Annotated in this window: 26 protein-coding genes; 15 read left to right on the forward strand and 11 right to left on the reverse strand. The window is 58.3% G+C overall.

What is annotated here, in order from left to right; genetic code table 11:
• Nucleotides 1–43: 43 nt before the first annotated feature.
• Nucleotides 44–2,122, forward strand: a complete 2,079-nt coding sequence (locus tag BLU07_RS11810; protein ID WP_092387190.1) for a BCCT family transporter — start codon at nucleotides 44–46, stop codon at nucleotides 2,120–2,122.
• 101 nt (nucleotides 2,123–2,223) lie between these two features.
• Here BLU07_RS11810 and BLU07_RS11815 read toward each other — a convergent pair whose 3' ends face one another.
• Nucleotides 2,224–2,808, reverse strand: coding sequence for a YajG family lipoprotein (locus tag BLU07_RS11815; RefSeq protein WP_092387192.1), 585 nt, complete (start codon nucleotides 2,806–2,808; stop codon nucleotides 2,224–2,226).
• Nucleotides 2,809–2,969: 161 nt separating this feature from the next.
• Between BLU07_RS11815 and BLU07_RS11820 the strand changes: the two genes are divergently transcribed.
• Nucleotides 2,970–3,227: a hypothetical protein gene (locus BLU07_RS11820; RefSeq protein ID WP_092387194.1), complete on the forward strand. Its 258-nt coding sequence runs from the start codon at nucleotides 2,970–2,972 to the stop codon at nucleotides 3,225–3,227.
• On the opposite strand, the gene BLU07_RS11825 is transcribed toward BLU07_RS11820, so the two are convergent.
• Together BLU07_RS11825 and BLU07_RS11830 are read right to left on the reverse strand one after the other, a co-directional pair.
• Nucleotides 3,191–3,526, reverse strand: a complete 336-nt coding sequence (locus BLU07_RS11825; RefSeq protein WP_231701631.1) for a PA4642 family protein — start codon at nucleotides 3,524–3,526, stop codon at nucleotides 3,191–3,193. The genes BLU07_RS11820 and BLU07_RS11825 overlap by 37 nt on opposite strands.
• A 56-nt stretch (nucleotides 3,527–3,582) precedes the next feature.
• Nucleotides 3,583–4,140, reverse strand: coding sequence for a hypoxanthine-guanine phosphoribosyltransferase (locus BLU07_RS11830; protein WP_092389813.1), 558 nt, complete (start codon nucleotides 4,138–4,140; stop codon nucleotides 3,583–3,585).
• A gap of 220 nt (nucleotides 4,141–4,360) precedes the next feature.
• Between BLU07_RS11830 and upp the strand changes: the two genes are divergently transcribed.
• Both upp and BLU07_RS11840 read left to right on the forward strand, forming a co-directional pair.
• Nucleotides 4,361–5,002 carry a uracil phosphoribosyltransferase gene (gene upp / locus BLU07_RS11835; RefSeq protein WP_092387196.1) on the forward strand — a complete coding sequence of 214 codons (642 nt, stop codon included), beginning with the start codon at nucleotides 4,361–4,363 and terminating at the stop codon, nucleotides 5,000–5,002.
• Nucleotides 5,002–6,255 carry a uracil-xanthine permease family protein gene (locus tag BLU07_RS11840; RefSeq protein WP_092387198.1) on the forward strand — a complete coding sequence of 418 codons (1,254 nt, stop codon included), beginning with the start codon at nucleotides 5,002–5,004 and terminating at the stop codon, nucleotides 6,253–6,255. Before upp ends, BLU07_RS11840 begins: the two co-directional genes overlap by 1 nt.
• 35 nt (nucleotides 6,256–6,290) lie before the next feature.
• Here the strand turns inward: BLU07_RS11840 and BLU07_RS11845 are convergent, their stop codons facing one another.
• The 7 genes from BLU07_RS11845 to BLU07_RS11875 form a co-directional block, all read right to left on the reverse strand.
• Nucleotides 6,291–6,695 carry a type IV pilin protein gene (locus tag BLU07_RS11845; RefSeq protein ID WP_092387200.1) on the reverse strand — a complete coding sequence of 135 codons (405 nt, stop codon included), beginning with the start codon at nucleotides 6,693–6,695 and terminating at the stop codon, nucleotides 6,291–6,293.
• 11 nt (nucleotides 6,696–6,706) lie between these two features.
• Entirely contained in the window at nucleotides 6,707–9,670 is a 2,964-nt protein-coding gene (locus tag BLU07_RS11850; RefSeq protein ID WP_092387202.1) for a PilC/PilY family type IV pilus protein, read from the reverse strand.
• The gene (locus BLU07_RS11855) at nucleotides 9,651–10,145 is read right to left on the reverse strand and encodes a pilus assembly PilX family protein (RefSeq protein ID WP_092387204.1); all 495 of its coding nucleotides are present in this window, start codon (nucleotides 10,143–10,145) and stop codon (nucleotides 9,651–9,653) included. Before BLU07_RS11855 ends, BLU07_RS11850 begins: the two co-directional genes overlap by 20 nt.
• Before the next feature lie 13 nt (nucleotides 10,146–10,158).
• Entirely contained in the window at nucleotides 10,159–10,950 is a 792-nt protein-coding gene (locus BLU07_RS11860) for a PilW family protein (RefSeq protein ID WP_092387206.1), read from the reverse strand.
• Nucleotides 10,947–11,474 carry a type IV pilus modification protein PilV gene (gene pilV, locus BLU07_RS11865; protein ID WP_092387208.1) on the reverse strand — a complete coding sequence of 176 codons (528 nt, stop codon included), beginning with the start codon at nucleotides 11,472–11,474 and terminating at the stop codon, nucleotides 10,947–10,949. Before pilV ends, BLU07_RS11860 begins: the two co-directional genes overlap by 4 nt.
• Nucleotides 11,475–11,600: 126 nt before the next feature.
• Nucleotides 11,601–12,620: a ferrochelatase gene (gene hemH / locus BLU07_RS11870; protein WP_092387210.1), complete on the reverse strand. Its 1,020-nt coding sequence runs from the start codon at nucleotides 12,618–12,620 to the stop codon at nucleotides 11,601–11,603.
• 15 nt (nucleotides 12,621–12,635) lie between these two features.
• Complete coding sequence (locus BLU07_RS11875) at nucleotides 12,636–13,532, reverse strand: TIGR01777 family oxidoreductase (RefSeq protein WP_092387212.1); 897 nt, start codon at nucleotides 13,530–13,532, stop codon at nucleotides 12,636–12,638.
• A 232-nt stretch (nucleotides 13,533–13,764) separates the two neighbouring features.
• On the opposite strand from BLU07_RS11875, the gene BLU07_RS11880 reads away from it, so the two are divergent.
• The 11 genes from BLU07_RS11880 to BLU07_RS11930 all read left to right on the forward strand — a co-directional run bounded on the left by BLU07_RS11880 (nucleotide 13,765) and on the right by BLU07_RS11930 (nucleotide 23,517).
• Entirely contained in the window at nucleotides 13,765–14,754 is a 990-nt protein-coding gene (locus BLU07_RS11880) for an NAD(P)/FAD-dependent oxidoreductase (RefSeq protein ID WP_092387214.1), read from the forward strand.
• Nucleotides 14,755–14,770: 16 nt separating this feature from the next.
• A complete protein-coding gene (locus BLU07_RS11885) occupies nucleotides 14,771–14,986 on the forward strand; it encodes a TIGR02450 family Trp-rich protein (protein ID WP_092387216.1) in 216 nt (71 codons plus the stop codon).
• Nucleotides 14,987–15,093: 107 nt separating this feature from the next.
• Entirely contained in the window at nucleotides 15,094–16,050 is a 957-nt protein-coding gene (locus BLU07_RS11890) for a YbgA family protein (protein WP_092387218.1), read from the forward strand.
• A 21-nt stretch (nucleotides 16,051–16,071) separates the two neighbouring features.
• Nucleotides 16,072–16,968: a MerR family transcriptional regulator gene (locus BLU07_RS11895; RefSeq protein WP_092387220.1), complete on the forward strand. Its 897-nt coding sequence runs from the start codon at nucleotides 16,072–16,074 to the stop codon at nucleotides 16,966–16,968.
• Between the two features lie 5 nt (nucleotides 16,969–16,973).
• Nucleotides 16,974–18,392: a deoxyribodipyrimidine photo-lyase gene (phrB, locus tag BLU07_RS11900; RefSeq protein ID WP_172830142.1), complete on the forward strand. Its 1,419-nt coding sequence runs from the start codon at nucleotides 16,974–16,976 to the stop codon at nucleotides 18,390–18,392.
• On the forward strand, nucleotides 18,389–18,817 hold the full coding sequence (locus tag BLU07_RS11905) for a nuclear transport factor 2 family protein (RefSeq protein ID WP_092387225.1): 429 nt from the start codon (nucleotides 18,389–18,391) through the stop codon (nucleotides 18,815–18,817). The genes phrB and BLU07_RS11905 overlap by 4 nt, the downstream gene beginning before the upstream one ends.
• Nucleotides 18,814–19,581 carry an SDR family NAD(P)-dependent oxidoreductase gene (locus tag BLU07_RS11910; RefSeq protein WP_092387227.1) on the forward strand — a complete coding sequence of 256 codons (768 nt, stop codon included), beginning with the start codon at nucleotides 18,814–18,816 and terminating at the stop codon, nucleotides 19,579–19,581. Before BLU07_RS11905 ends, BLU07_RS11910 begins: the two co-directional genes overlap by 4 nt.
• Nucleotides 19,581–20,831, forward strand: coding sequence for an NAD(P)/FAD-dependent oxidoreductase (locus tag BLU07_RS11915; protein ID WP_092387229.1), 1,251 nt, complete (start codon nucleotides 19,581–19,583; stop codon nucleotides 20,829–20,831). The genes BLU07_RS11910 and BLU07_RS11915 overlap by 1 nt, the downstream gene beginning before the upstream one ends.
• Nucleotides 20,828–21,640, forward strand: coding sequence for a DUF1365 domain-containing protein (locus BLU07_RS11920; protein WP_092387231.1), 813 nt, complete (start codon nucleotides 20,828–20,830; stop codon nucleotides 21,638–21,640). Before BLU07_RS11915 ends, BLU07_RS11920 begins: the two co-directional genes overlap by 4 nt.
• Nucleotides 21,641–21,752: 112 nt before the next feature.
• Nucleotides 21,753–22,973, forward strand: coding sequence for an SAM-dependent methyltransferase (locus tag BLU07_RS11925; RefSeq protein WP_092389815.1), 1,221 nt, complete (start codon nucleotides 21,753–21,755; stop codon nucleotides 22,971–22,973).
• A 1-nt stretch (nucleotide 22,974) separates the two neighbouring features.
• Nucleotides 22,975–23,517 carry a DUF2878 domain-containing protein gene (locus BLU07_RS11930; RefSeq protein WP_092387233.1) on the forward strand — a complete coding sequence of 181 codons (543 nt, stop codon included), beginning with the start codon at nucleotides 22,975–22,977 and terminating at the stop codon, nucleotides 23,515–23,517.
• On the opposite strand, the gene BLU07_RS11935 is transcribed toward BLU07_RS11930, so the two are convergent.
• Nucleotides 23,507–24,034: an acyloxyacyl hydrolase gene (locus tag BLU07_RS11935; protein WP_157719193.1), complete on the reverse strand. Its 528-nt coding sequence runs from the start codon at nucleotides 24,032–24,034 to the stop codon at nucleotides 23,507–23,509. The two genes, BLU07_RS11930 and BLU07_RS11935, sit on opposite strands and share 11 nt — an antisense overlap.
• Between the last annotated feature and the right edge of the window lie 20 nt (nucleotides 24,035–24,054).

A 24,054-nucleotide genomic window follows, 5' to 3' on the forward strand; every position in this document is an offset into this window, starting at 1 on the left:
ATACTGGTTCGCGGAGCCAATACACCAACAAGGACAAGAGTCTATGACGACAGCCACTCCTTCAGCGTGGAAATCCACCATCCTGATTCCGGTATTTGCCCCCGCAGTACTGGTCACCCTGCTACTGGTCATCGGCACCATCAGCAACCCCGAACTGGCTGGTAGCATCTTCGCCAGCACGCTCGCCTTCATAACCGAAACTTTCGGCTGGTTCTACATGCTGGCAGTAGCGATGTTCCTGGTGTTCATCGTGGTTATTGCCATGACCAAATGGGGCAATATCAAGCTCGGGCCGGATCATGCCGAAGCGCAATACAGCTTCCCGGCCTGGTTTGCCATGCTGTTTTCCGCCGGCTACGGTATTGCACTGCTGTTTTTCGGCGTTGCCGAACCGGTATTGCACTATGCCGCGCCCCCGAACGGGGCTGCAGAAACCGTAGACGCCGCCAAGCAGGCAATGCAGATTGCCTTTTTCCACTGGGGTTTCCACATCTGGGCCATTTACGGCCTGGTCGGTCTGGTATTGGCCTACTTCTCTTTTCGCCACGGCTTGCCGTTGTCGATACGTTCCGCACTCTATCCGCTGATCGGTGATCGCATCTATGGCCCCATCGGTCATACCGTCGACACCTTTGCGATTCTCGGCACCCTGTTTGGTATTGCAACCACGCTGGGTCTCTCGGTCAATCAGATCAATGCCGGCATCAATTATCTGTGGCCACCCATTCCGGTCAACGTCACCGTACAGATCATTGCCATCGCCGTCATTACCGCACTGGCACTGATTTCCGTGGTAGCCGGCCTGGACAAAGGGGTCAAGCGACTGTCGATTCTGAATATGGGCCTGGCCATCGCATTGATGCTGTTTGTATTCATTGTCGGGCCATCCATCCTGATTCTGGAAACCTTCCTGCAGAACACCGGCAGCTATCTGAACAATATCGTTGAGCGCACCTTCAATCTGCAGGCCTATACACGCTCCGACTGGATCGGTAACTGGACCCTGTTCATTTTCGGCTGGACCATCGCCTGGGCGCCTTTTGTCGGCCTGTTCATTGCCAAAATCAGCCGCGGTCGGACCATCCGCCAGTTTGTCTTCGGCGTCATGTTCGTACCGACCATGTTCACTTTCCTGTGGTTCTCCATTTTTGGCGATACGGCACTGAATCTGATCATGAACGAAGGCTACACCGCGCTGATTGGTGAGGTGCAGGAAAACAACGCCGTTGCGCTGTTCCGACTCTATGAGCAGTTGCCGCTTTCAGGCATTGTGTCCTTTATCACGGTCATTCTGATCATCACCTTTTTTGTCACCTCCTCGGACTCCGGCTCACTGGTGATTGACTCGCTGGCATCCGGTGGTGCCTTGCATACGCCTGCCTGGCAGCGGGCTTTCTGGGCCATTCTGGAAGGTGTGCTGGCCTCGGTACTCTTGCTGGCTGGGGGGCTGGGTGCGCTGCAGACGATGACCATTGCCAGCGCACTGCCGTTTGCCATCATCATGATCATTGCCGCCATAGGCTTGTGGCGCGCCCTGGTCATTGAAAGCCACCGCAATGTCAGTCTGACCGATGGCCTGCATACCCGCTCCAACAACGAATCAGCCCCGCGCAGCTGGAAGAAACGCCTGCAGAGCCTGCTGCACTATGCCGACCGTGACTCGGTGAGCCACTTTATCGCCACCTCAGTGGCCGATAGCATGCACCATGTCGGTGAAAGCCTGAAAGACAGCGGCTGGCCGGCGAAGGTCGAGCACGACCCTGAGGGCTGCCGCGCCTGGCTGGAAGTAGTCCGCCCGGGCGAGGTTGATTTCATCTATGAAATTCGCATGGTTGGGCATAATCGGCCGACATTTGCCTATCCGGAAATGGATCGCAGCCGCGATGGTGACGAGCACCACTACCGCGCCGAGGTTTTCCTTCGCCGCGGCGGCCAGGCCTATGATATTTACGGATACGATGAACAGGAAATCATTGCCGATATTCTTGATCAGTTCGAGAAATACCTGCACTTCCTGCATATCTCGCCCGGCACCCTGCCCTGGAACATGGCCGAGCATGACGACATGCTGCAACAACCGACGCCACCTGAAGGTGACCCACAGGTGGTTGACAACAAATAACCCCGGGCAGAGGCCTGCCAACAGAATGCAAAACAGCCCCGAATGGGGCTGTTTTGCTGTCAGATCAACGCCATGCAATCACGGCCGGCTTGCCTGCTCTTTCAACGACCCAATACCTCTGCTATAGCCGGGTCCTGGAACAGGCGGGTCAAGGCATCATTCATCACCTCGGTGACCAGACGAGTATTGGTTTCCTCGTTCGGCGCATAGGCAAAACGGTGATTGGACGAAGCGCTGTAGCGGCCGCGATACTGCTCAGCTCCCTTGCGCGCCTGTGCGCTGAACGTTGCCGTCAGGTTGGCTGCGGTTACGTAGGCGTTCTCACTCGGAACGTCATAGGCCAACCCGGACAGGCTGACAGTCAGCCGAGCCGCATCGGGAGTGCCTTCGGCAACCGGCGTGTAGCCCAGAGACCGCACGGCCGTTTCTACTTCCTGACGCAAGCGTGGTAAAACCTGCTCGCTCAGACTCAGGGTGCTGGTCTGCGGGTAGATGCCACCGCGCGTACCAAGCGTTTTGCTCTCCCGCGTATCATTGACCTCCACCACCACCGGCTGCTGCGCGCCCACCCGTGAGGGCTGCATTTGCAGCGCTGGCCGCACATCCAGTGTCTGCGGACTGTGGGCACAGCCCACCAGAACCATCAAGGTGCCAGCCAGCAGTGGCCATGCCATTCGCTTCAACATTGTTGCACTCTCCCATAACAAGGATCTCGAATGCCGCGAGCATAGCATTGACCGCGACCCTCCGGCAGCGCTTTTGACTGCAGTGTCTGCCCATCGGTTCCTGTCATCAAACAGCAATCGGATGGTCCTATTCTGGTTACAGTGAAGTGAGGAGAACCAACATGCGCTGGTGGAAAATCAAACGCAGCAAGCCACGCTGTTACGCCAAACTGGATGCCCAGGGACGTTGTCTGGCGCTATGGCGTCTGGATACGCCACCGGAAGGCCGCCACTGGGTTGAAGTGCGTGATCTGGACACCCGGCAAATCGGCCAACCGGCCGATCAGCTCATCCCGGCTGACAACGATAACCAGGATGACTCCCGGAGTGCCTGGCAGCACACTCAGCGGGCGCCGGCCTGCTCAAGAATGGCCACATAGTCAGCAGCCTGGTCGTGTTCACGCAGCTCAGCAAGAAAGCTCTTGCCGTCGGCATCAACCGCTGCATCGAGATCGTGCCCTGCTGCCTTGAACATGGCGACAAAACGCTCAAAGTCTTCTACCCGCAAGCCACGGTAAGCTCGGGTCAACAGGTGCAGTTCGACGGATTCGTCACCATAGGGACGCGCTTCCAGGAACGCGGCAACCTGCTCATCGGTCATTGGCTCGCCAATCACCTTTTTCTTGTCTTTACGCACACTCACCTCACTGCAATCCGGCATGTCTTTGAAGTCAGGCATTGTAACCAGCCACTCGCGGTTAAGGAAACGCTGAACAATGTCCTTACCTCGTCATTTCAGTGACCTTTAAGCGCATAAATGCCCGGCGCATTGCGCCAGTAGCCTTTGTAGTCGAGACCAAAACCGAAAATGTAGCGATCTTCCACGTCCAGCCCGGTGTAATCGGCACGCATGCCAGGGTAGGCTTTGCGCTGGTGCTGCTTGTCCAACATTACCGCGGTTTTGACCGACTCGGCGCCAGCATCCTTGCAATACTCGACAATGGCGGCAAGGGTATGCCCTTCATCCAGAATGTCATCAAGAATCAGTACTGTCCGCCCGACCAGTGAGTGCTCGGCACGGGCTTTCCAGAACAACTCACCCCCCGAAAGCTTGTTGCGATAGCGGGTAGCATGAAGGTAGCCAACCTCCATCGGAAACGGCAGACGGGTCACCAGTTGTCCGGCAATCACCAGGCCACCATTCATCACGCTGTAAACCAGCGGGTTGGCATCGGCCAGTTCGGCAGTAATGCTATCAGCCATCTGGTCCATCGCCGCTTCAACCTCGGCCTGGCTGAACAGGCAGTCCGCCTCATCCATTACCTGCCTGATGTGTTCCAGATCGATTGCCATGCACTGACCTCCAGTTTGGGTTAGGCCGCCGCTGAAAATGGCCTGCGTTGCCGCAGTTGCGTTTTCAGCATCGCCTTGGGCGAAAAGGGCCGAAAAGTACTGATCTTGCGGCACAAAGGCAAGCTTTTCAGTATCTGGCCGGTGATTTCCGGATGACCGGACAGGCTACGATAGTTTAGGCTATTGCAGTCAAAGTCCGCGCCTGTAGAGAATGTCCGCCATGAATGTGCAAGAAATCCGTCACCCCCTGATCCGCCATAAATTGGGTCTGATGCGTCGAGCCGAGATCAGCACCAAGAATTTCCGTGAACTGGCGCAGGAAGTCGCTGCCTTGTTGACCTACGAAGCGACTCAGGATCTGGCCGTGGAAAGCTATACCATCGACGGCTGGTGCGGCGACGTGGAAGTGGAAAAATTGTCCGGAAAAAAAATTACCGTGGTGCCGATTCTGCGCGCCGGCCTTGGCATGCTAGATGGCGTGCTCAGCCTGATTCCCAGCGCCAAGGTCAGTGTCATCGGCCTGGCACGAAACGAGGAAACCCTCGAAGCCGACACCTATCTGGAAAAACTGGTGGGTGACATCAATCAGCGTATGGCACTGATTATTGACCCCATGCTGGCTACCGGAGGCTCCATGGTAGCAACCATCGAGATGCTGAAAAAAGCCGGAGCGCGGGACATTCGTGCCCTGGTTCTGGTCGCCGCGCCCGAAGGGATCGAACGGGTCAATCGCTCGCATCCGGATGTATGCATCTACACCGCCTCGGTTGATCAGCGGCTGAACGAGCAAGGCTACATCATTCCCGGCCTGGGTGATGCCGGCGACAAGATTTTTGGCACCAAGCAAAAGGATATCGTCTGATGGAGGCCCTGGACACGCGCGGCTGGCGGAGTGCACTGGCCGGTTCGCAGATGCTCTTTGTGGCTTTCGGCGCCCTGGTGCTGATGCCGCTGATTACCGGTATGGACCCCAGCGTAGCGCTGTTCACTGCGGGTATCGGCACCCTGATGTTCCAGTTCACCACCCAGCGCCAGGTGCCGGTGTTTCTTGCCTCAAGCTTCGCCTTTATTGCCCCGATCATGTACAGCAATCAGACCTGGGGGCTGCCAGCCACGCTTGGCGGCCTGCTGGCAGCCGGGCTGATGTACATATTGCTGAGCCTGCTGGTGCGTCTGCGCGGGCCCGGCTTCATTCAACGCCTGTTGCCGCCTATCGTGGTCGGCCCGGTGATCATGGTGATCGGGCTCGGGCTGGCTTCGGTCGCGGTCAATATGGCAATGGGCAAAACCGGTGATGGCGCCGAGCAGATCATTGACTATCCGATTGCCATCAGCATTGCCATGCTGTCATTGGCGACCACTATTGCGGTCGCTATTTTTGCTCGGGGACTGTTCCGCCTGGTCCCCATTCTGGCTGGTGTAATCGTCGGCTACAGTCTCTCCTGGCTGCTGGGCATCGTCGAATTTTCCAGTGTCAGTGAAGCCAGCTGGCTGGCCATGCCCGGTTTTGTGACTCCCGAGTTCAAACTGGCGGCAATCCTGTTCATGATCCCGGTTGCAATTGCCCCGGCGATTGAACATATCGGCGACGTGCTGGCAATAGGCTCGGTGACCGGCAAGGACTATATCCGCAAGCCGGGCTTGCAGCGCACCCTGCTCGGTGACGGTATTGCCACGTCAGCCGCTGCGATGTTTGGCGGTCCGCCGAACACCACTTACTCGGAAGTCACCGGCGCAGTAATGCTGACGCGCAACTTCAACCCCAACGTGATGATCTGGGCCGCCTGTTTTGCCATTGGTCTGGCGTTTATCGACAAATTTGGCGCCATTCTGCTCAGTATCCCGACACCGGTCATGGGCGGTATCCTCTGTCTGCTGTTTGGCTCTATTGCCGTAGTGGGAATGAACACCCTGATCAAGCATCAGATCGACCTCTCGCAACCCCGCAACCTCTGCATAGTCTCGGTCACGCTGGTATTCGGTATTGGCGGCCTGATGATCGGTAACCAGAGCTTCAGTCTGCAAGGTATCAGCCTGTGCGGGGTAGTTGCCATAGTGCTCAACCTGGTGTTGCCACAGCCGACAGCCAGTCGCGAAGCCAAACCTGAAGCCTGACGTTTTGCTCGTCGCTGATAGCTTGAGGCAGAGCGTCAGCGACGCCAACACCTGGTGTTGACTGGCGTGCGCTGCCCCAACTGGTCGAGCGAATAAGTTGCGCAGGTGTCGCCCTCCATAACCCCGCCGATTACAGCGACCGCCTCCAGCAAATAGGTGTCTTCAGTGCGCGTTACCGTAATGCTGTACACCGCAGAACCACTGGTCGGGCTTTGCGTCATCAGACCATGAACCTGACCACCCTCGTAGCTGCCATTGCGGGTATAGTGCCGCTCCAGCATATGCGCATTTTCCAGCAAAACCGAACTGACCTCCGCCCGCCGGGTCTTTTTCACCTGCTCGGTGTACGCCGGATAGGCGACTGCGGCAAGAATACCGACAATCGCCACTACAACCATTACCTCGATCAGGGTAAAGCCTGACTGCTGCCAACGGATCATATCGGGTTCCCTCACATCAACTGGCGCCACATGATGCGGCGGAAGGTATCGAGCAATAAACCGGCGACACCTCCGCTGCCGGCGGAACCCTGGATAATGTAGTGCTCAACCCCCTCACCGCGAACACCGGTAATTTCTCCGGGCAACCCCACACCCGGCCCCACGCCGGCGACCACGACGTCGTAACTGTCTACCCTGCCGTCCTGATTGGTATCCAGAATCGGGTAAGCCATCATCGCACCGGAAAAAATATTCAGCGCCATCAACCAGCCATCGCCTTCGCTGATGCAGGGGTCGGCGCCATCATTTCGGATAAAGCCCGAGGTAAACACCACCCGCTTCGAGCGCACCAGAAATGGCTGGGTAACCCGCTCCCCAACGGCATTGCCTTCATGAATCAACGGCAGTTTCCAGCCCCGTTCATGGCTCCAGTCAACAGCTCGCTGACTGACTTCGCGCACCGGCACACTGATGTTGTCACCATTCAGGTCAAAGGCGTCCTGTTGATATTCTGCACTGATGTTCTGCTCAAGCAGATTGTCTGACGTCAAGCCTCCCTGGTCTCCTGGGCGGTCCCATACCGCATAGAACGCCTGCTCGGTCAGCTCGGTGCGGTCGGCAAACTCTAGAAACTTGCCGGTGCCAAACAGCACCAGACGCCCTGAGTCCGGATGATTCACCCATTGTGGAGCAACCGTAATGGGCTGCCCCGTGTCTGTGGTAAACAAGGGGCTGGAACCCAGAGCATTACCCCAACTTGCCGACGAGCTGCCGCCAAGATCAAACTTCCACAGGTTTCCTGCCAGGTCACCCGCGTATGCGCCAATCACGTCACCCTGACTGTCGGTAACCAGTACCGGCGTCGACAGGCCATTGCCACCACGGGTATCCACAGTAATTTCCGCCACCCTGGCACCATTCTGCAGATTGATGACATAAAGCACTGCATGACCTGACGTGCTGCCGTAGCCGTTGCCGGTGATGGCCACCCACTGTCCGTTCAGGCGGGCAATCTGTGGCTGGGCATAGGTATACCCCATGTGCTGCCAGTCAGAAGAGGTATGCGGGCCGATTTCCCACAAGGCGCCCAAGGCACTGTTGCCCTGCACCGCATCGAACAGACGAATCGCATACAGACCCTGCCCGCCAGCACCCAGGCCACCCACCGCCAGGGTAGTCCAGACATTGCTCGTCCCCAGTTGCGCATCGGCAACAGCGATTTTTCCGTCAACCCCGGAGAGGTGTGTGGCCGCCGTGAAATCGGTACGGGCACGCCCACCCAGCGTGGTGTAGGTGGCGACAGGCAAATAGGCCAACCGATGTTTGCCAGCGTCGGCACTGAACACATGCAACAAACCATCATTGGAACCAGCCACCAGTGAAGGAGTCATCTCGGCAAGTTTGCTGGCGACAAAAGCATTATAAGCGGTTGAAGGCACTGCGGTGCGCTCCCCCGGCCTGGCAAACGCCAGATTGGAGTGAATGATATCGCCCAGTAGATGCCCGCGCGGACGCAACCCGTTGATCTGATTGCCCCGTGCCCAGTCCAGCAGGTGTTGCCCTGCTGCGGGCTGATCGGCAATCCCGGCTATGCTCGCTTCCGTCTGCAGCAGGCTTTGCTGCTCCCTGGCCAGCGTGGCAAACGTGCCCGAATCAAGCTCGGCAATACCAACAGCACCCGTACCGCCGGGCATGCGGTAGGTCTGGTAGCGACCACGGGTTGCGCGCTTGAAGGTATTATCCGTCGACCAGCGCAATTCCCCCGGTTGACCGTTGCCGTCAATGGCCACCGCATCGATACGTCCACTCCAGTCCTGCGGATCATAGCGGGTACGGTAAAACACAGAATCGGCTTGCAGGTCAGGACCGCTGACCGCCCCACCCCCACCCGATCCTGCGGCCGCGTTTATACCCCGCAGTGCGCTGCCGAGGGCGTAACTGAATTGCGCGCTGTCATTGGCCGGATAATATCGCCCATTTCCGGCATTCGCCATGCTGCTCAAACGCGGGTCGTCGACAGTGAAGCCGATGGTATGGGTGCGCATATTCTGTTGCGCAAAGGCTGGATCATCCCAGCTTTGGCCAGCATTGTCGGTACCGTCACGTTCAGCCGTACGCATATCGATATCATGGGCAAAGCGGGCAATATCATTGAGAAAGAAGGTGCTGCCCTCTTCGGCAATATCAATGCTATCGAGATTGCCGAGGAAAGGGTCGTGCCAGCTGCGCAACTTGTCTGCCACCGTTTCACCGGCTGCCAGCACCCCGGCATCCGGTTCGACAGTGCTGCTTGTCGGGAACTGACTATCGTAGGTAGGCAAACCATCAGTGATAATCAGGCCAAAATTACCCTGACAGCGATACTGAATCGGGCTCTGGAAAGCTGCACGGTTACCCTGATCCGGTGATGCCGCTGCCGGAGCCGGAGAGAAGTAGGGCTCCAGACCGCGCATATACCGCGTGACTTCATAGTAGGTTTCCGCCAGTGGCGTATGGGTCCAGCCATCGGCATTGCCGACGTCCGCGGGCACCGGGGAAATGGCATCGATCTGGTCGATCAGCCGCTGCTTGTGAGCCTGGCCAGCCGACGTCGTTTCATTGATCGCATCCACCGGTACCAGCAGGCGACCGCCATGGGTGTCTCGCCGGGTTCCGACACCCGTTGATTCATTAAAGACAAAAAGACCGAAACGCATGTCGCGATTGTCGGACAACAAGCTCTTGACCGCCCTCCTGGCCACCTGCAAGCGCTCAATCCCTCTTCCGTTGTCACCGATGCCAGTGCGCATACTGGATGAGTTATCAAACAGGATGACCACATTCGGCGCGACCGCCGGACTGGCCAGAATCGGTCCACTCAGCGGCGCAAAAGCCGGGACCGATTGCGCTCCAGCCAGACTCATGCCGGCACCGGCACAAATGGCCAACAGGCGCCGGTAGCGCACGGCGCCTGACTCAGGCTTCACTTTGCACATAGATAGCCTCCAGCACTGTTCGTGTGGAGCCACGGAAAGATACCACCACCACCCGATACAGGGTGCCGGGTGCAGGTCTGGCAATATTCACCGGCGTATTGCTTTGCCCCAGATTGATGACCCGGTACCACAAGGTCATGTTGTTGGTCTCAGTCGACGGGCTGATTTCTATCCACTGGTTGCTCGGGCGTGATTGGGTGGCAGGATCATAAATGCTCGCATCGATATTGCAGTCGGCACCGCTACAGGGCGTCGCGAAGCCGGCAAAGTTATCGAACAGATCGACCTCAGCCTGGCGCAAACCGGCTTCCGCGGCCTGCAAGCTGTCGTTACTGAATTTGCTGTTGGCCGCCATGCGCTCCTGGCTGCTGGCGGCTTGCACTGCCGCAATTGCCGCCATGGTCATCAACAACAGAAAGATCAGGCTGACAGCCAGTGCTGCCCCCCGTTCGCTGTCAGGTACAGGTTTCAACACAGAACCTCCTTGCTCAGTTGATACGGTTGCGCAAAGCGACAACCAGACTAAATTCACGGGTTTTCACCCGAGCCGCGCCGAGATCTCCCGGGCTGTCACTCAACTGCAGACCCAGGCGAACACTACGAATCCGTCCGTAGTCACTGCTCGTCAGTGTGTCGACATAATGACCCTCGACCCCGGGCTCATCGGCCGAGCCGGCCAGACCGAAACTGACATCCCACCCGGCAACACCTTCGATCAGAGTTTCGAAATGACCCGCTGCATTGCTGCGCAACTGCAGCCGGTTACTGTCCAGCCGGTATTCCAGCTGCCGTATCGGGATCAGAATATCCCCGGCCATTACCTCGACAGTCCCGCTACCGGCAATACGCAGCTCATCCCGGCAATTGGTCGCAATCAACCACTGCGCGCCATAGTTGCTGACTGCTCGCTGGGTAGTAACCTCAAAGATTTCATTGTTGAGATCGGCAGTGACAAGCCGCAACACGCCGGCGTCGAAACGAATCGGTTGCTGCAGCTCGGCCGGAACGGCGTCACGGGCCGGTGTCGGCAAGCGTGTCAGATCAAGACAGCCGTGCATGTTGATCATGCGTAACTCGCTCGACAGGCGGCTGAGCACAAAGCGCGCGTCTTCTTGCAAGGTAGAGGTACGCTGTTGCAGATCGAAAGTCTGGTGACTGGCGAGGAATACCTGCACGACACCCAGCACCAGTACCAGGCCAAGAACCAGTGCAATCATCAACTCGATCAGGCCCAAACCCTGCTGAGCCCCGCGAAACCTGTTCGTGCAAGCAGGCATCATGGGGTTGATCCCCGGATCAAACTGGTGACGACAAACTCTGCATCCGGCTCATTGGCAAGTATGCGCGCTTCCGACCAGGCAATAGTGATGATGGCGCGGTTGTCAGTGATCGCAATCGAGCCACGGCCACCCGGCAGCTGACAACCAACCGCAGTGGCGAAATCAGCCAGATCAACCGCATGCACACTGTCAGCGCTCATCTCACCGGACGGACAACTGTCCACGGTAGTGGCGTAGCTGGAGAGGTTCTCGGCATTGGCGCGCATGCGGTCAAGCATGTCGTAGGCAATAAAGGTGGATTGCGTGGTATGGCCTGCACTGGCGTTGTAACGCAAGGCATTGAGTTGCAGGACCGCTGCACCCAACACACCAATTGCCAGTACCAATACGGCGACCAGAACCTCCAGCAGGCTGACGCCACGCTGAGAGGTCGCAAAGGAGATATGCGAGACACCAGGTTGCGCAACATGACGCGCAACCAGTGCTGTACCGGCTTTCCTTTGCCGGCTAACCATTATGTGCATTCCGTGCACCCTGGCTGGATGTAAAACTACACTTTACTCAGCCGGGCGACACTGGCAAGTCACAAAATCAATGATAAATGCCAAACCCGTCACAAAGTGGGAAATTCATTACCGCCCCACTAACAATCAGACCGCCTCAGGCTCGGTCCTGCTCCATTGCACCAGCGCCTCAACCCACTGTGGGTGATCATTCAGACAGGGAACCAGCACCAGCTCTTCCCCCCCGGCGGCAATGAACTGCTCACGCACCTGATCGCCGATTTCCTCCAGGGTCTCGATGCAGTCGGCAACAAAGGCGGGGCACATGACGATCAGGCGCTTGACCCCCTGTGCTGCCAGTTCATCTACGCGAGCATCGGTATAGGGCTCAATCCACTTGTCCTTGCCCAAACGCGACTGGAAGGCCTGCGACCACTGATCATCATTCAGGCCCATGCGTTTGACAAAGGCCTTGCTGACCGCCGTACATTGCGCTCGATAGCAGGTGGCATGCGCCGGCGACGGCCTTTCGCAGCAATCCGGAAACTGCAGGCAATGCTGACCGGTCGGATCGGCCTTTTTCAGGTGCCGCTCCGGCAGCCCGTGATAGCTCAGCAACAGATGGTCGAAGGGTTGTTCAAAGTACTCCCGAGCACTGGCGACCAGCGCATCCATGTACTCTTCGCGCTGATAGAACGCCGGCACCACGGTCAGCCTGATCGGCAACCGATGCTCCTGGATGACCCGCTCTGCCTCTTTGACCGATGTCGTGATAGTACTGTCAGCATGTTGCGGGTATTGCGGCATGAACAGAATCTCGTCCACGCCCTGTCTGGCCAGCGCCAGAATGCCGCGCTCAATCGAAGGCTCTGCATAGCGCATGGCCAATTCCACCGGCATATCCAGCTGCGCTTGAACGGCTTGCTGTACCCGGCGACTGATCACAATCAGAGGCGACCCCTCATCCCACCAGATAGACGCATAGGCCTCGGCGGATTTTTTCGGTCGCAACCACAGGATCAGACTGACCAGAAGCCGCCGCGCCGGCCAGGGAAGGTCAATCACATAGGGATCCATAAGAAACTGATTCAGGTAGCGTTTAACGTCAGCTACCTCAGTGCTTTCCGGCGAACCCAGATTAACCAGCAATACCCCACGTGATGACATGACGACTCCCGACTGTCAGTGATTGATAACATCTTTCAGCGCTGTTTCCAGCTGACCGAACTTGAATTGATAACCCTGCTCGAGCAGTTTTTCCGGTTTGGCACATTGGCCAGTCAGCAATAACCGGGACATTTCCCCCAGGCCCAGCTTGAGCAATGGCGCCGGCAAAGGCAGCAGCGCTGGCCGTTTCAGCACCCGCCCCAGGGTACGGGCGAATTCGCGATTGGTAACCGGGTTGGGAGCGACTGCATTATAAGGGCCTTGTGCATCAGGGTTGAGCAGCAACTGCATAATGATTCCAAGCATGTCATCACGGTGAACCCAGGGCATATACTGCGCGCCCTTGCCGATCGGCCCACCCAGGCCAAGTTTGAACGGCAGTAACAGGCGAGAGAGAAACCCGCCATCCGGGGCCAGCACCAGGCCGGTCCGCAACAGACACACCCGGATACCGAATGAGCCGGCACGGCGGGCAGCAGCTTCCCAGGCATCGCACAGGGTATGCGTATATTCCAGATGCGGCGGGCTCTGCTCGGTAAGCACCTGATCGCCACCATCGCCATACCAACCCACCGCTGAACCACTGACCAGAACACCGGGTTTGTGCGTTTGCTGCCCGAGCCATTCGACCAGTTGCTCGGTCAAACTCACCCGGCTGGCCCAGAGAACAGCTTTGCGCTTGGCCGTCCAGGGGCGATCAGCAACCGGGGCTCCGGCCAGATTGATCACGGCGTCCAACGGTTGCTGGTCAAGCTGTTGCAAGCTGGCTATTCCCTGCACCTGGGCACCACAGAGTGCTGGAACCTGATCCGGCCGGCGGCTCCATACCGTGAGCTGGTGACCGTCAGCCACCAGACGTCTACATAAAGCACGGCCGATCAATCCGGTACCGCCGGTTAGCAAGATATGCATGCCTTCTCTCCTGGTTGAATGCCTGTGTGACAGGCACCAATGATTGGGTTGCAATACCTGTGTCCAGCTTGATGCACAGGAAAGGGAAAACTCGACTAGGCAGTCTATGTCATCCGGCGCAGAGATGCTTGCAGCTGCCGGCAGATTGAGCGATGCTATACACACTTACCCCCATGTACAAGTTTTGTCGAGACAATCCTGTATCCACTTTGCAACGGAGTCTGCCTGCCCTATGTCGCAATCACTGAACATCGCCATAATCGGTGCCGGTTTGTCTGGTATCAGTGCAGCCCGCAGTCTCGCTGCGGCAGGGCATGCTGTCGTTCTGTTCGACAAAAGCCGTGGCAGTGGTGGTCGCCTCAGCAGCAAGCGCACTGAATTCGGTAACTTTGATCTGGGGGCGCAATATTTCACTGCCCGTGACCATGGTTTCCGGCAGGAGTTGAAAACCTGGCTGGATGCCCGTTATGTCGAAGAATGGACGCCGAACCTGTACCAATACGACCAGAACGGGTTGCAACTGTCGGCAGACAACCAGCAACGCTTTGTCGGCTACCCGAGAATGACTGCCTGGTCCCGGGGTTTGCTCGAAGGCCTCGAATTGGTCAGTAGTACCCGGATTGAAAAACTTCAGGCACAAGATGACGGACAATGGCTACTGCTCGACGATCAGCAGCAAACACACGGCCCCTTCGCCCGTGTCGTGGTGGCCACTCCGGCGCCACAAGCGGTTCCCCTTCTGGCGCCAGCCAGCCAACTTGCGCAGGCCGCCAGCCAGGTTGAGATGCTGCCCGGCTGGACGCTGGCGTTGAGTTTTGCCGAGCCATTGGACACCCAGGTAGATGCCTGCTTTGTACGCCAGGGGCCCATCGACTGGATTTCCCGCAACAGCAGCAAACCCGGACGCGAGCAAAGCGACAGCTGGGTCATCCAGTCCACACCAGCCTGGGCTCAGGAACATCTCGACACCGACAAAGACAGCATTGCCGGCAGCTTGCAGGCAGCGTTTTCTGAAGTGCTCGGTATCAAGGTGCCGGCAACCCAATTCAGTCACGTGCATCGCTGGCTGTATGCGCGCCCCGGGCAGCAGTGCGAATGGGGAGCACTGGCAGCCCCGGAACTGGGCCTCTACGCTTGCGGCGACTGGTGTCTGGGCGGTCGGGTTGAAAATGCCTGGCTCAGCGGGCAGCAGGCCGCCAGAACCTTGCTCAGCAAGCCCTGATTTAAAGGCAGGGAATATGCACCGGCTCAATCCAGACAAGCTACTGCACTCGAAGTGGACCGCTACGCGGCCGGTCCATCGTGAACGCCATTTCATCGTCACCGCCCTCTACCGTGATGAGCTCGAGCGCGTAGAGAGTGTCGAACTTGAAGCGGTTCTGACCAAGAACTCCCAGCGTATCGACTGGCAACGACTGCGCGATGCTGATACCTGGCAAATGGGCTGGCGCTGAACAGCCGCAAGATTGCAGACCACCGAGACAAAATACTTGTACAAATATAGGACTTGTGTACACTAATTCTTGTACACAGTATTTTCATTGTATAAGAGGTGTCGGCCATGGTTGATTCACAGCGCATTCCCATCGGTATCAGTCAATGCCTGCTGGGCAGCCCGGTTCGCTTCAACGGCGGGCACAAGCACTCACGCCTGTGTACCGCGCAATTAGGCGACTGTTTCGAGCTGGTGCCTTTCTGCCCCGAGGTCAGCATCGGTCTCGGCACCCCGCGCGAACCCATTCGCCTGGTCGGTGAACCCAGCCGGCCCCGTGTGGTTGGCAGTAAAACACCTGCATTGGACGTCACTGACGACCTGCGCAGTTATGGTCGCAAGGTGGCTGCCGAACAAACGCACCTGTGCGGTTTCATTCTGATGCAAAAGTCACCCAGCTGCGGCATGGAACGGGTCAAGGTTTACCAGAGCAACGGCCACCCTGCACAGGGCACCGCTGCCGGCGCCTTTGCTGCAGAGCTGATGCACCAGCGCCCATTGCTGCCAGTAGAAGAAGAGGGCCGCCTGCATGACCCGGTATTGCGAGAAAACTTCGTCACCCGGGTCATGGTTTACGCTGCCTGGCAGCAGATGTTGACCGAAGGCCTGAGTGCCCAACGCCTGCTGCAATTCCATGCCCGGCATAAATACCTGCTGCTGGCGCACCACCCGGAACACTACCAGCGCATGGGCCGCCTGCTCGCCAACCTTGCTCAAGGTGACTTGTCCCCTGTCGCGGACAGCTATTTCGAGCTGTTGATGACTGCGTTGAAGAAAACGGCCAACCGGGGTAGTCACAGCAATGTACTCGCGCACATTGCCGGGCACTTCAAGCGCGTGCTGAACAGTGACGAACGGCAAGAGCTTGAAACGCTTATCGCTGATTACAGGCAAGGCCAGATTCCTCTGGTCGTTCCCCTGACACTACTCAAACATCACCTGATGAAGCATCCGGACGATTACCTGCATCAACAGGCCTACCTGCAACCTCATCCGCCCGGGCTCAGCCTGCGCAACGCCATTTGATCGTGGCTCAGGAGATTGCCCATGCAACCCGATGAACCGGCAATGCTGCCCATTCGCGAAGTGTCTCGCATGACCGGCGTGAACGCCGTCACGCTGCGCGCCTGGGAACGTCGCTACGGTTTGATCAAACCGCACCGCACACCCAAAGGGCATCGCTTGTATTCTGATCGCCATCTGGCCCAGATACACTCGATACTGACCTGGCTTGAGCGAGGCGTTGCCGTCAGCCAGGTCAAGGAATTGCTTGAACGCCCCAACCAGGCCCGAAGCACTGCAGACAGCCCGTGGCAGCAAGCGCAACAGAACCTGCTCAATGCCCTGCTGGCCTTCGATCCTGACCAGCTGGAGCACATATACAACCAGTCTGCATCGCAATACCCGGTACGCACCCTGTGCACTCAATTGCTGGAACCGCTGTTGCAACAGCTTGAGCAACGCTGGCAAGGTCAATTCGGCAGCCAGCTGGAGCAGGTATTTGCGCATACCTGGCTGCGCAGCAAGCTGGCCACCCGGCTGTATCACAACAATTGCCACCAGCAAGGCCCGCGCCTGATACTGGCCAGCCTGTCTGATCAACATTGCGAACCCGGTCTGTGGCTGCTGGCCTTGCTGCTCAGCAATGACGGTTACAGCATCAACCTGCTGGAATGGGAAGTGCCTGCCAGCGAGCTGGGGTTGATCTGCGAGCACAATCAGGCCAAAGCACTGATCATGTTCAGCAGCCAGGCTTTGCCCGCGGCACAACTGCGCCGCCATCTTCCCAAGCTGAGCGATCACCATGACACTCCTCTGTTCATGGCAGGTCCGGCCGCCATCATCCATGACGAGGAGCTGATCGAACTCGGTATTCAACCGCTGGCCGACCTGCCAAGCCGTGCCCACAGCCGGCTGATGACCTGGCTGGAGGAGGACGCATGAGCGCATTGCAGCTGTGCTGGCTTCGCAACGACCTGCGCCTGTCTGACAATCACGCCCTGTGGCACGCCCGTGAACAAGGTCCCGTTGTGGTCGTATGTCTGCTCTGCCCGACTACCTGGCAAGAGCACGCAGACGCACCGATCAAGATGGACTTCTGGCTGCGTAACCTGGCCAGCCTGAGTCACGATTTGCAGGCGCTGAATATTCCCCTGCGAGTGCTTGAGGTGCCGGACTGGCAGGACGCACCCGAGGCTCTGCTGCAACTGGCTGATGAAATCGGCAGCAACGGCCTGCACTTCAATGACGAGTACGGTATTCACGAACAACAACGGGACGACGCCGTAGCCGCCACCTTTGAGCGTGCCGGACGCTCATGTCAGCGATATACCGATCAGCTGTTGTTCGAACCCGGCAGCCTGCTGACCCAGGCCGGCAGCATGTTCAAGGTGTACAGCCAGTTCCGTCGCCTGGCCTACCGCGAGCTGCATCGCAGCTGCCCGCCCTGCCTGCCGCGCATAGCGGCTCAGGACCAGGCACCCTGCGCCAGCGATCCGGTGCCCACCGAGCTGGCGGACTTTCGTGCCAGCGACAGTCAGCGCGCCCTGTGGCCGGCCGGTGAAGCCGCTGCCGCTGAACGCCTGAGCCTGTTCTGTGAGCAGATCATGGCGGATTACGATGCACAACGTGACCGCCCTGACGTCGACGGCACCAGCCGCCTTTCAGCCTATCTGACCGGCGGTGTGCTGTCCGTGCGCCAATGCCTGCATGCCGCTCTGACCTGTAATCAGGGTGAGTTCGACAGCGGCCAGGCCGGCGCCGTGAGCTGGATCAACGAGCTGCTCTGGCGCGAGTTCTATAAGCACATTCTGGTCTGCTACCCACGGGTATCGCGGCACCGGGCTTTCCGCCCGGAAATGGACGCTGTGCCCTGGCGTAACGACCCTGCCGGGCTACAAGCCTGGCAGCACGGCAAGACCGGTTTCCCGATCCTGGATGCCGCCATGCGCCAATTGCTGGCAACCGGCTGGATGCACAACCGTCTGCGCATGCTCAGCGCCATGTTTCTGACCAAGAACCTGCTGATTGACTGGCGCGAAGGCGAACGCTGGTTTATGCAGCATCTGATTGACGGTGACCTCGCCGCCAATAATGGTGGCTGGCAGTGGAGCGCCTCTACCGGCACCGATGCCGCACCCTATTTTCGCATTTTCAACCCACTGACCCAGTCGGAAAGATTTGACCCTCAGGGTGATTTCATCCGCCAGTGGCTGCCCGAACTGGCTGGCCTCACGGGCAAGCAGATCCACCAGCCGATCAAGGCCGATCTGTTCAATGCCATTGATTACCCTGCAGCCATTGTTGATCTCAAACAGACCCGTCAGCGGGCGCTTGAAACCTTCAAATCTCTGGGAGACAGCGCATGACCACAACCGTTGCCGAGCGTTTTGCGCAGGGATTTGCCGCACTGAACAAGGACAACCTGTCGCAACTGGCCGAGCTCTACCACGAAGACATGGTGTTCACCGATCCACTGCACGAAATCCATGGGTTGGCTGCCATGCAGGCTTACTGCGCCAACCTGTATGCCAACGTCACCCATATCGCATTTGCTTTTCACCACTGCCAGCAGCTAAGCGACACCGAAGCCGTGCTGCGCTGGACCATGACTTACCAACATCCGCGCCTGCAACGCGGGCAACCGATTGCGGTCGAAGGTTGTAGCTTTGTGCAATTTCGCGGCGACAAGGTCTGCCGCCATCGAGACTATTTTGATGCCGGCGCCCTGCTCTACGAGCACTTGCCACTGCTGGGCCGGCTGATTGCGTGGCTGAAAAGGAGATTGGCATGAATCCGCAACGTATCTGGCTGACCGGTGCCTCCAGCGGTATCGGCCTGGCGCTCGCCCGCGAACTGGCCAACGCAGGCCATCAACTGGCGCTGACTGCACGGCGCCGTGAACCACTGGATGAGCTGGCTGCCGAGTTCCCCGGGCAAATCGAGGTACTGACCGCCGATATGACCGAGCAGGCAGAGGTCATCGCTGTGGCAGAGGCTATGCAGGATAAATGGGGAGCGCTGGACCTGGCGATCCTGAATGCGGGTACCTGCGAGTATGTTGACGTATCCAGTTTCGACTCTGCCCTGTTTGCCCGCGTCATGGCCGCCAACGTTCAGGGGACCGTGCACTGCATTGAGGCTGCGCTGCCCTTGCTGCGCAAAGGGGAAAAACCCCGGCTGGTCGGTGTTGGCAGCAGCGTAACCTTCTGCCCGCTCCCCCGTGCGGAAGCCTACGGGGCATCCAAGGCCGCCATACGCTACCTCTTTCAGTCACTGGAGCTGGATCTGGCGCAGTGGGATATTGGTGTCAGTCTGGTCAGCCCCGGCTTTGTCGAGACGCCGCTGACCGCCCAGAATGACTTCCCCATGCCCATGCAGGTCAGCAGCGAAAAAGCCGCCCGCAAGATCGTCAAAGGCATCGCCCGTGGCCAACGGGAAATCCGCTTCCCGGGCATTTTCATCGGCTTCCTGCGCTTGCTCGGCAGCCTGCCCAACAGCCTCCGCTTTGCCCTGACCAAAGGCATGGCCCGGACCGATAGCGAGGGGCGTGACTGATGCGCATAGCCATTATCGGTACCGGCATATCCGGCCTGGTTTGTGGCTACAAACTGGCCGCGCAGCACGAATTGACTGTATTCGAGGCCGTCGACTGGGTGGGTGGTCACACGCACACGGTCGATATCGAGATGCAGGGTCAGCCTTATGCTATCGACACCGGCTTTATTGTGTTCAATGACTGGACTTACCCCAACTTTATCCAGTTGATGAACGAGATTGGCGTCAGCTCCAGGCCCACCGAAATGAGTTTTTCCGTGCATGACCCGGTCAGCCGCATGGAATACAACGGCAACAACCTGAACAGCCTGTTTGCCCAACGCAGCAACCTGCTTTCACCGGGTTTCCTCGGCATGGTTGGCGATATCCTGCGCTTCAATCGCCAGGCTCTGCGGGACCTCAGCGAAGAACGCATCAGTGCGGAAACCACGCTCGGGGATTACCTCGTGGCGGAAGGCTACGGCCAGCGATTTATCGACCATTACATCATTCCAATGGGATCGGCGATCTGGTCCATGTCACTGGCCGATATGCTGGCCTTTCCGCTGCAGTTCTTTGTACGCTTCTTCCGCAATCACGGTTTGCTCTCGGTCAGTGATCGCCCACAGTGGCGTGTCATTCAGGGTGGATCGCGCAGTTATGTTGCTCCCCTGAGTGCCGCCTTCGCCGAACGTATTCGCCTGAACTGTCCGGTGCAACGCGTTGAACGCACGCTTGAGGGAGTAACCATTCACAGTGCCGCCGGCAGCGAAACATTCGACAAGGTGATCTTTGCCTGTCACAGCGATCAGGCGTTGGCGATGTTGAGTGACCCCAGTGAACAGGAATTGGCGATTCTCGGGGCCATTGGTTATGCCGACAACGATGTTGTATTGCACACCGACACCCGCCTGCTACCTGATCGCAAGCTGGCCTGGGCCAGCTGGAACTATCGACTCGGTGGCGACCGCCAGCAGCCGGCGGCAGTTACCTACAACATGAATATCCTGCAGGGTATACAGGCGCCGGAAACCTTCTGTGTCAGCCTGAACCAGACTGCCGCCATTGATCCACAAAAGATCCTCGCCCGCTTCAGTTACGCGCACCCACAGTTCAGCCTGTCGGCACAACAGGCCCAGCAACGCTGGCGTGAACTGCTTGGCGCACGACACAGCTATTTCTGTGGTGCTTATTGGGCCAACGGCTTCCACGAAGATGGCGTGGTCAGTGCCCTGCGGGTGGTTGATGCCTTGCAGGAGGAGCCGCTATGAATGCATCCAGCGCACTGTACCGGGGCTGGATCAGGCATCGCCGATACGCCCCGAAAACCCACAACTTCACTTACCGGCTGAGCCTGCTGTGGCTCAATCTGGATGAGCAGGCTGAGGTATTCAAGCTGAGTAGCCTGTGGTCTGGCCGCTGGTGGTCACCCATGCGCTTTCGTCCCGACGATTATCTGCGCCACCACGCCCGCGAGCATGAAAACCTGCAACAGACCGCCCGACGACTGGTCAGTGAGCAACTGGGGCTGCACCTGAATGGCCCGGTCTGCCTGCTGACCCAGGTACGCAGTTTCGGTCTGGTGTTCAACCCGGCGTCCTTTTTTTACTGCTACGACCAGGCGCACAAGCTGCGCGCCATCATCACCGAAGTCAGCAATACGCCCTGGCTGGAACGGTACTGCTATGTGATGAAAACCGATCCCGAGCAGCGCACGCAGAATTTCCAGGTGGCCAAATCCTTCCAGGTGTCACCCTTCCTGCCAGCCGAGCTGGATTACCGCATGCGCTTCAGTCAGCCGGGTAAAACCCTGCTGATCCACATGGAAGACTGGCAGGCCAACGAAAAACTCTTCGACGCCACACTCAACTTGGCCCGCCAGCCGCTGAGCAAAAGTCTGTTGCGCCGCGAGGCCTGCAGCTTTCCGTTCATGGTGCTGAAAACCATAACCGGCATTTACTGGCAGGCACTGCGCCTCGCTCTGAAACGCATTCCCATTTTTGATCACCAGGCCCCGGTACAGATCACCACCGCGGCTACTGCTATCAAGGTCAAGGAGTCTTCGCATGAAAAGCATTGACGAAACGCAGGTCTGCTATAGCGACGACCGGGCAGCAAGTGACGAGCGTGCCAGCCAGTTGCTGGGCAAGACCCGCCATCGAACCGAACTGGTTGCCGACCGGCCAAACTGGATGCAGGCGCTGTCCCGCCGCCTGGTGTTGGCTCAATTGAAGTCACTGCGCTTTGGCTTGCTGACCTTGCACGAAGATGGTCAGGTCCTGCAATTCGGCCAGCCCGATGAAGATGGCCTGCACGCCGAAGTTCACTTGCACAGTGCAGCGGCTTATCCCATGGTGGCCGGCAACGGCAGTGTCGGGGCGGGAGAGTCCTATATTCACGGCTTCTGGACCACGCCGGACTTGAGCGCGGTTACTCGCCTTTTTGTACGCAACCTCAGCGTACTGGATGCCATGGAGCAGGGTATTGCTCGACTGGGCCGGCCGGCACTGAAATGGATGCACTGGCTTAACCGCAACACACTGAAAGGCTCTCGCCGGAATATTCAGGCGCACTACGATCTCGGCAATGACCTGTTCGAGAATTTTCTCGATCCCAGCATGATGTACTCGGCCGCTATTTTCCCACCCCAGTGTGACAACCTGGAACAGGCTCAGCAGCACAAGCTGGAGCGCATCTGTCGCAAGCTGGAACTCAAGCCGGGCGACCACCTGCTGGAGATTGGGACCGGTTGGGGCAGTATGGCCATCTATGCAGCGCAGCATTATGGCTGCCGCGTGACCACCACGACGCTGTCACAGGAGCAATACGCCTACGCCAAGGACAAGGTCACTGAGCTTGGCCTGCAAGACCGCATTACCCTGCTGCTCAAGGATTACCGCGAGCTGACCGGGGAATACGACAAACTGGTCTCGATCGAAATGGTCGAAGCCGTCGGCCACAACTATTTCCGCACCTATTTCGAGCACTGCGCCCGGCGCTTGAAGCCGCACGGCCTGATGTTGCTGCAAGCCATCACCATCAGGGATCAGCGTTATGAGCAGGCGCGCAGGAGCGTCGATTTCATCCAGCGTTATGTGTTTCCCGGTGGCTCGCTGCCGTCGGTCAGCCTGATTGGCGAGCTGACGCGCAAGCATACCGATCTGGCCATGCTGCACCTGGAAGACATCGGCCTGCATTACGCAGAGACCCTGCGCCACTGGTACCGCAACCTGAAGAACGCACGCAGCCATCTGCAGCAACTCGGGTATGATGACTACTTTTTCCGGCTCTGGGAGTTCTACCTGTGTTACTGCGAGGGCGGCTTTGATGAGCGCTCGATCGGTACCGCACAGATCCTGTTCAGCAAACCCGATGCCCGGCCGGACCTGCACTTGCATACCCTGGGAGCCTGAGATGCCAACCAAGCTGATTGCCAATGCCGTCCTGTTTCAGCTCGGCTGGTTTGCCGCGATACTTGGCGGTAGCTCTGTCTGGCTGCTGATTCCGCTTGCTGTGCTACTGGTCCACTTTACCTGGATAAGTAGCTGGGCCGCCGAAGGTAAACTGGTAATGAGCGTTTTCTTTGCCGGTGCAGCGCTGGATTCGTTTCTCATGCACCTTGGCGTATTCGACTTCCCCGGCGAATCCGATCTGGTTCCATTGTGGCTGGCCTTGCTCTGGGCATTGCTGGCCACCACGCTGAACCATTGTCTGGCATGGACTCGGCGCTGGTGGCTGGCAGCCGGCGTCGGCGCCATTGCCGCACCCTGCTCCTATCTGGCAGGCGCTGCACTGGCCGATGTCAGGTTGCCGCTGGGCACGCTGCCCAGCATACTGATTCTGGCCGCCACCTGGGCCATCGTACTGCCGGTTCTGCACGGCTTCGCCCATCTTTACCGCGAGCAATATCGCCAACGGCTGGCCGCCGAACAACAACGCAATCCGGCTAGAAGTTAAGCCGATAGTGCAGTACCAACTTATCAACCCCGCTGTTGCGGCGGTTGAAGCCTGCATTCGAATAATGGAAATAGCGTATAGCCACATCATCGCCATTGGCCAGACGCATGCCGACACCCAGACGATCGGCAAATTGCAGGCTGGAACCCAGTCGGGTACCTGGCGCCAGGCGTGAACGGCTGAACCAGGCAACACCGATCCCGGCCTCAAGATAAGCCTGAGGGGTCCGGCCAGCACTGCCGATATTCAGCCGCAGTACCGGAGAGGCATCAAGGCTCACAGTATCCAGACTCCCCCAATACGTTGCCGCCAGATCCCAGTACCCATTCAGCCTCAGTTGGCCACTGTTGCTCTGCCACAAGGTCCGGTCAAAATCCCATTGTGCACCCAGGCGCAGGGCCGTAGTTGATTCCGAGCTGCGACCCGCATCCAGACTGAACGCGTCCTGTGCCATACCGGACGAGGACATCAGCAGCGCACACAGGCCGGCAATACTGACAACCCACTTGTTTTTCATCGTTCCACTCCTTCTCGCAA

This window comes from Halopseudomonas salegens (genome assembly GCF_900105655.1).
Classification (GTDB): domain Bacteria; phylum Pseudomonadota; class Gammaproteobacteria; order Pseudomonadales; family Pseudomonadaceae; genus Halopseudomonas; species Halopseudomonas salegens.

Coding starts and splice junctions, on each gene's coding strand:
- BLU07_RS11820 (WP_092387194.1), top strand. CDS start 2,970: ATGCGCTGGTGGAAAATCAAACGCAGCAAGCCACGCTGTTACGCCAAA.
- BLU07_RS11825 (WP_231701631.1), bottom strand. CDS start 3,526: ATGCCTGACTTCAAAGACATGCCGGATTGCAGTGAGGTGAGTGTGCGT.
- BLU07_RS11935 (WP_157719193.1), bottom strand. CDS start 24,034: ATGAAAAACAAGTGGGTTGTCAGTATTGCCGGCCTGTGTGCGCTGCTG.
- BLU07_RS11905 (WP_092387225.1), top strand. CDS start 18,389: ATGACCACAACCGTTGCCGAGCGTTTTGCGCAGGGATTTGCCGCACTG.
- BLU07_RS11925 (WP_092389815.1), top strand. CDS start 21,753: ATGCAGGCGCTGTCCCGCCGCCTGGTGTTGGCTCAATTGAAGTCACTG.
- BLU07_RS11880 (WP_092387214.1), top strand. CDS start 13,765: ATGTCGCAATCACTGAACATCGCCATAATCGGTGCCGGTTTGTCTGGT.
- BLU07_RS11840 (WP_092387198.1), top strand. CDS start 5,002: ATGGAGGCCCTGGACACGCGCGGCTGGCGGAGTGCACTGGCCGGTTCG.
- BLU07_RS11890 (WP_092387218.1), top strand. CDS start 15,094: ATGGTTGATTCACAGCGCATTCCCATCGGTATCAGTCAATGCCTGCTG.
- BLU07_RS11885 (WP_092387216.1), top strand. CDS start 14,771: ATGCACCGGCTCAATCCAGACAAGCTACTGCACTCGAAGTGGACCGCT.
- BLU07_RS11830 (WP_092389813.1), bottom strand. CDS start 4,140: ATGGCAATCGATCTGGAACACATCAGGCAGGTAATGGATGAGGCGGAC.
- BLU07_RS11815 (WP_092387192.1), bottom strand. CDS start 2,808: ATGTTGAAGCGAATGGCATGGCCACTGCTGGCTGGCACCTTGATGGTT.
- BLU07_RS11875 (WP_092387212.1), bottom strand. CDS start 13,532: ATGCATATCTTGCTAACCGGCGGTACCGGATTGATCGGCCGTGCTTTA.
- upp (WP_092387196.1), top strand. CDS start 4,361: ATGAATGTGCAAGAAATCCGTCACCCCCTGATCCGCCATAAATTGGGT.
- BLU07_RS11930 (WP_092387233.1), top strand. CDS start 22,975: ATGCCAACCAAGCTGATTGCCAATGCCGTCCTGTTTCAGCTCGGCTGG.
- BLU07_RS11860 (WP_092387206.1), bottom strand. CDS start 10,950: ATGATGCCTGCTTGCACGAACAGGTTTCGCGGGGCTCAGCAGGGTTTG.
- BLU07_RS11915 (WP_092387229.1), top strand. CDS start 19,581: ATGCGCATAGCCATTATCGGTACCGGCATATCCGGCCTGGTTTGTGGC.
- pilV (WP_092387208.1), bottom strand. CDS start 11,474: ATGCACATAATGGTTAGCCGGCAAAGGAAAGCCGGTACAGCACTGGTT.
- BLU07_RS11920 (WP_092387231.1), top strand. CDS start 20,828: ATGAATGCATCCAGCGCACTGTACCGGGGCTGGATCAGGCATCGCCGA.
- BLU07_RS11895 (WP_092387220.1), top strand. CDS start 16,072: ATGCAACCCGATGAACCGGCAATGCTGCCCATTCGCGAAGTGTCTCGC.
- BLU07_RS11910 (WP_092387227.1), top strand. CDS start 18,814: ATGAATCCGCAACGTATCTGGCTGACCGGTGCCTCCAGCGGTATCGGC.
- BLU07_RS11845 (WP_092387200.1), bottom strand. CDS start 6,695: ATGATCCGTTGGCAGCAGTCAGGCTTTACCCTGATCGAGGTAATGGTT.
- BLU07_RS11810 (WP_092387190.1), top strand. CDS start 44: ATGACGACAGCCACTCCTTCAGCGTGGAAATCCACCATCCTGATTCCG.
- hemH (WP_092387210.1), bottom strand. CDS start 12,620: ATGTCATCACGTGGGGTATTGCTGGTTAATCTGGGTTCGCCGGAAAGC.
- BLU07_RS11850 (WP_092387202.1), bottom strand. CDS start 9,670: ATGTGCAAAGTGAAGCCTGAGTCAGGCGCCGTGCGCTACCGGCGCCTG.